Origin of the sequence: Lacrimispora sp. (genome assembly GCF_032078915.1) — a bacterium.
Lineage (GTDB): Bacteria > Bacillota > Clostridia > Lachnospirales > Lachnospiraceae > Lacrimispora.
Genome location: NZ_DAMAUN010000059.1, coordinates 1 through 6,871, shown reverse-complemented (window position 1 = coordinate 6,871; position 6,871 = coordinate 1). Strand labels below are relative to the sequence as shown.

The window sequence follows — 6,871 nt, the reverse complement described above, 5'->3', positions numbered from 1 at the left end:
CCATTGCCGAACTTACAAACGGGAAGGTGACTGCTGAATCGGATTACCCGGAATGGAAATATAATCCCGATTCAAAAGTAAGACTGCTGTTTATAGAATTATACGAGAAATTATTTGGCGAAAAGCCGTTGATAAGCGCAATTCATGCCGGATTAGAATGCGCAATTTTTGATAAAAAGTTTGAAGGAAAGATGGATATGATATCCGTTGGGCCGACGATCGTTGGGGTACATACTGCAGAAGAGCATTTAAGCATCCCATCCACCCAGAGGACATGGAAATACTTGACAGAAGTGTTGAAAGCCCTCAAATAGCAGCAGAAATACCGCTGATAATTTATATTTTAATTTGTATCAATAACTGATCAAACTATAATGAATATAAGGGAGTACTATGTATGAATCAGAAATTATCTAAAGGCGCATATGGCGGTATAGCCGGCAAAGACTACGTTCCATATGTCCCTAAAAACTCCGGATCGGGTGGAAATGCTGCAGTATTGATCATTGGTATTGCTCTGTCTGCGTTGTTTGCGGCATCGACTGCTTACTCAGGCATGAAAGCAGGTCTTACAGTTGCAGCCGGAATACCAGGCTCCATATTAGGTTCTGTATTTATTGCCATGTTTGCAAGGGAAAAAGGAATTCTTGGAAAGACCCTCCTTCAGGGAATGGCCAGCGGCGGTGAATCCATTGCCAGCGGTATGATATTTGTTTTTCCGGCAATTCTTTTGATCGGTTCCCAGGTAACATTTCTGGAAGGCCTTGTGATCGGTGTCGGCGGTGCATTATTTGGTATAGGTACAGCTTCTCTGGTCTACAATTATTTGATCGTGGAAGAACATGGAAAATTAATGTATCCTGAGTCAATGGCTATTTCGGAAACCTTAGTTGCTTCGGAAGGCGCCAAAGATTCTCTGAAGTTTATGGGAATCGGATTTGGAATAGGCGGTTTAATAACCGCAGTAACCAGCTCATTCCTAAATATCACCAACAACGTAATCAGCTTTGTGCATGAGCCTTTTTACAAATGGAAATTCCAGCTGGAAGTGAACCCCCTGCTGCTGGGAATAGGATTCATCGTGGGGATGGAAGTATCCTTGACCATGTTTGCCGGTTCTATATTATCGAACTTTGCCATTACGCCTCTCATCGGTTATTTTGCTACTTTAGGCAGCGGCGGCCCGGCTGTATGGAATAATCCTTCTGTCAGCGTAAACGCTATGGGAGTCGGTGACATAGCAGGCAGCTACGTAAAATATATCGGTGCAGGCATGATGCTTTCCGGCGGTCTGATCGGTGCGGTAAAGCTGATTCCAACGGTTATCAATTCTATAAAGGAAACCATGAATGCCAGAGGAAAAGGCTCCAGCGGCGCTGGATCTTCTGTTGAAACTGTTATATTACTGTCAGGTATCATCATAGGCTTCATCGGTGGTTTCCTGGTATCTGGCGGCAACATTGCCATGGCTGTACTGGGTGCTGTTTTATCCATGGTGCTGTCTTTGATGTTTGTTATTGTTTCCGGCCGTTTAACCGGTACCATCGGAACTTCAAACCTTCCTGTATCCGGTATGACTATTGCTTCCATCGTTATCGTTACATTACTGTTTGTGGGATTAGGCTGGAAGAGCGTGGATGATAACAAGGCTCTGTTGTTATTCGGTTCCTTTATTGTTACTGCAATCGCTGCAGCTGGCGGTTACTGCCAATCGCAAAAAGTTTCATTTATCATTGGCGGAAGCAAGAATGAAATGCAGAAATATTTTGCCATTTCTTCAGTGGTAGGTGTTGTGGTAGTTACCTGTGTCATATTATTGCTTTCCAATCAGCTCTCAATGACTGGAGACAATGTTCCGTTTGCATTGCCACAGGCGAATTTAATGGCAACATTGACAGCCGGAATCATGTCGGGTCAGCTGCCCTGGGTTATGATCATCTGCGGCATTATGATGGGAATCGTTTTATTTTTGCTGGGACTCCCTGTAATGACAGTTGCAATCGGGTTTTATTTGCCGATATCCACAACTTCTATTATTTTGATAGGAGCCCTGGTTCGTTTCTTAGTTGAGAAATATTCCAAAAATGAAAGAGAAAAGGAAGCGAAAGTTTCTAACGGTGTAAGCCTGTCATCAGGTCTTGTTGCCGGCGGATCCATCATTGGACTTATCGGAATCGTTTTACAGGTAACTGGAATTATCAGTGGTGAAGGCCCAAGCGGATTTGCAAATTCTAATGGAATGGCATTTATCTTATTGATCATTCTTGTACTGGCGACCGCTATACCGCTTTTTAAGAGTGAAGTGAAGAATGCTAAATGACAATGATGAGGTCTTAAATCTAATATTTAAGATTTCCGATAAACTGGAATACGAGGTTGATAAAAACGGCATTGTGACCATGCTTATAAAACAGGATCACAAGATTCAACGGGTTTTTAGAAAACTCGGTTTCAAAATTCCGGAATATAAAAGAATTACAATGGATGAGTATGGAAGCTGCGTCTTTCTACAAATTGACGGCAGTAAGACCATTAGGGAAATTGGAAAAAGCCTTGAAGAAACGTATGGTGATAAGGTAGAGCCGCTGTATGAAAGGCTGCTGTTATACGTCAGCCACTTAGAACAGCAATTTCACTATATTGAAAATACCAGCAGGGTGTAAGAAAGAGTCTGCAAAACAGGCAGATCGGTGTCGGGAATTAAGTCCCGGCACCGATCTTTTTTTGTGTAACTCTTGACCGCTGCTGGCATGAACGATATAATTATCATTAAATTCTTTTACCGACGGATCAGAAAGGACTTTGATGAAACCAAATAAATATATGTTTTTCTTTGTGCTCTTGCTCCTGCCGCTTCTTTTAGCAGGCTGTGGGAGGCATTTCCCGGATTCTGGCAGTCAATCCGGCAGCCTGGACACTGAGGAAACAAAAACGACTGCAAACGGAACAGATGATCACCCTGCAGATCCTACAGAACCCACAATCCATATCTCAACCACAGAGTCTGCAGAGGCAGAGGATACGGCCGGACAGACGGATTCTACCTCTGGCAGTGATCCCTATGAGGTAAGGGCAGGAGAGCTGCTCTTAAGCATGACCCTTGAGGAAAAGGTGGGGCAGATGTTTTTTGTCCGCCTGCGCAAAGCCAGTGCCGTTCCGGATATTGTGAAGTATCATTTAGGCGGTTATATCCTGTTTGGAGACGATTTTAAGGATGAGACCCAAACCGGCATCCAGGATTTTATTAAGAGCTGTCAGAATGCATCTTCCATCCCCTTGCTCATGGGAGTGGATGAAGAAGGCGGGACCGTGTGCCGTGTCAGCAAATACGCGGCTTTCCGTTCTGAACCGTTTAAGTCTCCTCAGGATTTGTATAAACAGGGCGGCTTTGAAGCCATTGAGGCGGATACAAAGGAAAAGGCTGCCGTTCTGCTAGGGCTTGGGATCAATGTTAATCTGGCTCCTGTCTGTGATGTCTCTGTAAATCCGGATGATTTTATTTACCCCAGGTCCTTTGGCCGGGAAGCCCGGGAGACGTCTGATTATGTCAGGAACGTTGTCCGGGAAATGGAAAAAGCGGGGATCGGAAGCACGCTGAAACATTTTCCCGGTTATGGCAGCAATACGGATACGCATACGGGATCCGCGGTAGATAAAAGAGACTATCAACAATTTGTCCAGAGTGACTTCCTGCCATTTGAGGCCGGGATTAAAGCTGGGGCTGACAGTGTTCTGGTTTCCCATAATATCGTAACTTCCATGGATGAGAATCATCCTGCCTCCCTCTCCCGTGGGGTTCATGATATATTAAGGGAGTCCTTAAATTTCAAGGGAGTGATTATGACGGATGACTTAAGTATGGATGCCATTAAGAACAGTACATCGGAGGCGGCTGTTCTGGCCATTGCCGCCGGGAATGACTTACTGGTTGCGACTGACTTTGACGTACAAATTCCTGCCGTTTTAGATGCTTTAAATAAGAGGACTCTGAAAGAAGAGCAGATTGACACTTCTGTAATCAGGATACTGGTCTGGAAGCTTAAATTGGGCATATTGCAGTGATCCATTCTGCCATTACGATTGTACCATTCAGCGATACAAAAAAAGTGCGGTTCCATTGGAAACGCACTTTTTTGTGTTTCAAAACGCTTTATCAAGTTTAAGGACCGCTAACCACTTTAAAAAAATTGTTAATTTCCACCTGGCCATAACCCCATATGTTATTTGGATATGTATTGGCGTTGTCACGGGTTGCATTCAAAATCAGCTGCCGGTTAACAATACCGCCAGTCATCTGGATATAGTTCTCTTCGACAATCCCCCATTCAAACCCCATTGCCATGATCCCTGCCATATGGGCCGCTGCGGCTCCCGTTCCTGTGGCAGTGCCGTATTTATCTCCCGGAACTGCACAGGGGATTAGATAGCCCGGAGCTGCAATGCTGGGCTTAACCACTCCAATTCTCGTGTAGCCTCTGCTGGATTCTTCCAGGATGCTGTTATTTAGCTGATTATAGGCAGTAACGGTCAGCGGGCTTACTGCGTTTCCCGGAGAAGTAATAGTAACGTTTGGATCCGGGTTTATAAAGTATGTTTCGTCTGTTATCAGATTTCCTGATGGGAGCCATGCATGAAAGGAGAATGAATCATTATTATTATTTTCTAAATGAAATTGCCAGGTTCCAGGAAACGTGTTTGTGAAACGCAGCAGGATAAGCTGGTCCCCGGTATTCTGCTCGTAAATAATATTGTTTATCCAGGCGTTTGTCAGGCTTATATTGAAATTATAATTGATACAGCCATTGATCGATGGAGGAATTAATCTTGTGACCTCCCGGGTAGGGGAGGTTATGCTGATGGACAGCTGAGCGGGGGAAGCGGCCCAGATTTCTATGAAGAACATGCTGTCATCGTTTCCCGCATTTAAACTAAAATCACTATAAAAGACATCAGGTGAAGTAGAATAAAAATAATGTCTTTTTTTGTTTCCTTCATTTCCTGCTGAGATCGAAACCCCAATTCCAGGTAGCTGTGCCAGGTAATCTAAATAGCTGCTTAATGGGCCGTTTCCGTCATGTCCTCCCATACTTGTACCAAGGGCAATACAGATAACCACGGGCTTATTTAATTTTATGGAGACAGAAACCAGGTAACTTGAGGCAAGCATGATATCGGATTCCTGAAAACACAGAAGTCCATCCGGTACAAAAAAGAGATCCTTTAAATTCTTTTTCGCATCTTTCAATTTTACGACCACCAGATCAGCTTCCGGGACAACTCCGCGGAATCTTTGGTCAGTGGTTGGGGTACCGGCCGCAATACTGGAAATTGCCGTACCATGGCCATTGGTATCAACCGAGGGAACGATCGATAAAGGGTTATCCGACTGTAACGCTTTGTTTATTAAATCTCTGTCGTATTCGGAACCAAATGTAAAGCCATCCGGCCGTTCACCGCTTTGATCGGTCTGATCCCAGATTGACTGAATGCGGGTGGTCCCGTCAGCGTTTTTAAAAGCCTGATGCCGGTAGTCAATACCGGTATCTATGATTCCTATTAATACATCTTTTCCAAACAGGCTTAAATCAGGATTGTTCTGAACCGCTGTAATTCCGGATATGTCTAAGCTTACTAATGAATTTAGTGTGTAAAGTGACGGAAAACTGTTGTAAGAATACAGCCCTAAGTTACAGGGGTTCATAGATTCTGCCGGGACATGTTCCAAAGAAAGTCTTTCATTTAAGTAGGTAATATCACTGTCCTTTTGATGTAGTGGAATGAGAACGTTATTCACGAACAGATCGTAATAATTATTGTCAAGTATTCGTTCCAAAATCAAGCCCCCTCTTTGCATTCTGGTGCTATACATATTTATGCAAAGAGAATCTGATTATGAACAATATTGATCATGAGGCAGGGAAGGATAAGCTGCTTCTATTCCTTTGATCTTTTCGTAAAGCATATCATTGACCGGAACCCTTAATCCGTGTTTTGCCGCCAGACGGCGGACAACTCCGGAAAACATTTCTACTTCAGAATATCGGCGGGCTATTCCGTCCTGGCGCATGGATGGAACACTTTCCGGAGAAAGGGTTTTGATCAGGTTTATGTAGAAATCCATATCCTCATCCGATAAGTGAACCCCTTCTTTTTGGGAAAGATTGATCACTTCCTTCATGGCCCCGATCAGGGCGTCATAGGGCTCTCCAGGAGTCAGCACTCCGCCATAATTGGTTTCAAAGGCCATGCAGGTCTGGTTGATTCCCACATTCAGCATGAATTTTCCCCAAAGACGTTTTACAATGTCGGCTTCAACCATATAGGATACGCCGGCCCTGTCAAAGTAACAGGTTAAGTCCTTTAGTCTGGTTTCCTGTCCTTCGGTCCTGGTTCCAAGGCAGAGCGTGCCCGGACGGGTGTATGTAAGACTGGAACCAAATCTCATGGCATCCATTCCCTGTGCAATGCAATAAAGTACTTTTTCCCTGCCGAACCGTTTTGCAATGATCTCCTCGCTGTCGATTCCATTCATGACCGATAAGATCGTGGTATCAGGACCAACGCTGGCCTCCATGGTATCCAGGGCAGAAGAGAGGGCGCCGTATTTGACTGCCACAATAATAAAATCCACTGGCCGGGCTTTTGTGCAGTCCTCGATCCGAAAGGTAAAAGGCTTGCCGTTTATGGTGAAGGGCCTTTGCTGGTAACGCTCGATTCTTTCGCGGTCCCCAAGAAAGAATAAGTTATCCGGGCCGAGGGAGGCAGTAATCTGGCTGGCGTAAAGCATTCCCAAAGCGCCCAGCCCTACAATTGCAGTTGTTTTAGAGTGATCGCACATAATATCTCCTTTCAACTAAGACTTGTTTATGGA

Annotated in this window: 5 protein-coding genes and 1 pseudogene; 4 read left to right on the top strand and 2 right to left on the bottom strand. The window is 44.5% G+C overall.

The window, feature by feature from the left end:
- The 4 genes and pseudogenes from RT269_RS20200 to RT269_RS20185 all read left to right on the top strand — a co-directional run.
- Window positions 1–314: pseudogene (locus RT269_RS20200) on the top strand (M20/M25/M40 family metallo-hydrolase); the annotation flags it as partial.
- Between the two features lie 83 nt (window positions 315–397).
- The gene (locus RT269_RS20195) at window positions 398–2,320 is read left to right on the top strand and encodes an OPT family oligopeptide transporter (RefSeq protein ID WP_313185299.1); all 1,923 of its coding nucleotides are present in this window, start codon (window positions 398–400) and stop codon (window positions 2,318–2,320) included.
- On the top strand, window positions 2,310–2,663 hold the full coding sequence (locus RT269_RS20190) for a PqqD family peptide modification chaperone (RefSeq protein WP_313185298.1): 354 nt from the start codon (window positions 2,310–2,312) through the stop codon (window positions 2,661–2,663). The genes RT269_RS20195 and RT269_RS20190 overlap by 11 nt, the downstream gene beginning before the upstream one ends.
- Window positions 2,664–2,805: 142 nt before the next feature.
- Complete coding sequence (locus RT269_RS20185; RefSeq protein WP_313185296.1) at window positions 2,806–4,062, top strand: glycoside hydrolase family 3 protein; 1,257 nt, start codon at window positions 2,806–2,808, stop codon at window positions 4,060–4,062.
- Window positions 4,063–4,159: 97 nt separating this feature from the next.
- Here RT269_RS20185 and RT269_RS20180 read toward each other — a convergent pair whose 3' ends face one another.
- Together RT269_RS20180 and RT269_RS20175 are read right to left on the bottom strand one after the other, a co-directional pair.
- Window positions 4,160–5,833, bottom strand: a complete 1,674-nt coding sequence (locus RT269_RS20180; protein WP_313185294.1) for a S8 family peptidase — start codon at window positions 5,831–5,833, stop codon at window positions 4,160–4,162.
- Window positions 5,834–5,890: 57 nt separating this feature from the next.
- The gene (locus tag RT269_RS20175) at window positions 5,891–6,838 is read right to left on the bottom strand and encodes a ketopantoate reductase family protein (RefSeq protein ID WP_313185292.1); all 948 of its coding nucleotides are present in this window, start codon (window positions 6,836–6,838) and stop codon (window positions 5,891–5,893) included.
- Between the last annotated feature and the right edge of the window lie 33 nt (window positions 6,839–6,871).

Coding starts and splice junctions, on each gene's coding strand:
- RT269_RS20190 (WP_313185298.1), top strand. CDS start 2,310: ATGCTAAATGACAATGATGAGGTCTTAAATCTAATATTTAAGATTTCC.
- RT269_RS20195 (WP_313185299.1), top strand. CDS start 398: ATGAATCAGAAATTATCTAAAGGCGCATATGGCGGTATAGCCGGCAAA.
- RT269_RS20185 (WP_313185296.1), top strand. CDS start 2,806: ATGAAACCAAATAAATATATGTTTTTCTTTGTGCTCTTGCTCCTGCCG.
- RT269_RS20175 (WP_313185292.1), bottom strand. CDS start 6,838: ATGTGCGATCACTCTAAAACAACTGCAATTGTAGGGCTGGGCGCTTTG.